Here is a 1,581-nt window from a genome sequence, read left to right as displayed (position 1 = left end):
CTCTGCGCCCTGATGCCTTAACCGCTCATAGTGCAGGTAGCTGTGCTCCCGAAGTTTTTCTACATTCTTGACCGCTAACATCGTTTCCACTGCGCGAACATACCCGTCTACCAGCTTCTTGTTTCGGCAGAGCTTCTTATACTTGCTGTCCTTCGTTTTGCGAGTCTCGTAGAGCTCCTCCAGAGCCTCTTCCTTGAAAACTACCTTCATTTACTTTTCTTTTGCGAGAGCAAAGTCAGTGCAAGCGAGAGCAGAGCGAAGAAGGTCAGAGACATTCTTAAGCTATGCCGAGTGCAGCCTGACTAAGCGGGAGCAAAGGTAACAACAATTCCCATACGCGGGAATTATTACGCGAAAAAGATTCATAAAGTTACACCCTGCCCACACTATCTTCCCCCAATATATCCGGAATACGCTCCACCGCCTCCCGCTTATTCTTATCCAGTATCTTCGCGTATATCTGCGTAGCCACGATGCTCCGATGCCCCAGCAGCTTCGACACCGTATACAAGTCCACCCCCAAATCAAGCATCATCACCGCAAACGTATGCCGCGCGCAGTGAAACGTAATATGCTTATCAATCCCCGCAGCCCGCACCCACGCCGCAATACTCACACTCGAAGCATGACGCCCACCCATCCCCTCAAACACCAATCCGTCTGCCCGCCCTCGCGCACCCATCAACTTCCCCGCCTGCCCGTTCACATCCAGATACTCCAGTCCCCCCGTCTTCTGCTGGCGGAACACGATGCGCAGCCTCCCGTTCCACACCTGCACATCACCCCACCGCAGCTTCGCCACGTCGCTCCAGCGCAGCCCCGTCTGGCACGAAAACAGAAACGCCCGCCCCAACGCCTCGTTCGGCGCAGGCACCTTAGCCAGCCGCCTCACCTCCTCCTGTGTCAGAAACGCCCGCTCCCCCGTCACCATCCTGAACCGCTCCACCCCCGCAGTCGGATTAGTCCGGACAATCCCCTCCCGCTGCGCCATGTTAAACACCGCGCACAACTTCTGAAACAGCAGCGCCTTCGTGCACTCCGCTATCGGCTCACCCCCGCGCTTCTTCCCATTGACAGCCCCTCGTATCGCCTCCTTGTCCAGATAGCCCCGAAAGCCCTGCTCTCCCCCGCGCTTCTTCCCATTGACAGCCCCCCGTATCGCCTTCCTGTCCAGATAGTCCCGAAAGCCCTGCACCCATCTGCGCGTAACGTCCCCCATCCTCAGCCCCTCATTCCCCGCATACCTCCTCACGTGCGCCAAGAAGTTCAGCCAGCTATCCCGCGTAGCCCCCGTCTTACGGCTGACGATGCTCCGCACCACATCGAAGAATAGCGCATCCCCCTGCACCTCCTCCTCCAGCCCGAAAGCCCGTGCCTGCACCTCCAGCACCCTTTTCGCCCGTACCGTCTCCGCCAGCCGCAGCGTCTCCCTATTCTTCGCCCTATCCTCCCTCGTCTCCTCCGGCACCAGATACAGCTTCAGGTACTCATTCATTCGCTCTCCATGGCGGCAGTAGTCCAGATACAGCGCCACCACCCCGTTCGCCCGCGGGTACGCCGTGCGCGACGTGATGCCCTTCA

The 1,581-nt window shown here is 58.4% G+C and carries 2 protein-coding genes; both read right to left on the bottom strand.

Features of this window, described 5'->3' with window-relative positions; translation table 11 throughout:
- A partial coding sequence (locus tag Q4P78_RS08605; RefSeq protein WP_368660902.1) for a hypothetical protein occupies nucleotides 1–210 on the bottom strand: 210 nt, incomplete at its 3' end.
- Nucleotides 211–370: 160 nt separating this feature from the next.
- Nucleotides 371–1,581: site-specific integrase (locus Q4P78_RS08600; protein WP_303339967.1), on the bottom strand; the 1,211-nt coding region annotated here is incomplete at its 5' end.

The sequence above is a fragment of the Rothia sp. (in: high G+C Gram-positive bacteria) genome, assembly GCF_030540545.1.
Taxonomy (GTDB): Bacteria; Actinomycetota; Actinomycetes; order Actinomycetales; family Micrococcaceae; genus Rothia.
Note: the sequence above shows the minus strand (reverse complement) of the source record. Positions and strands in the feature narration are given on the sequence as shown.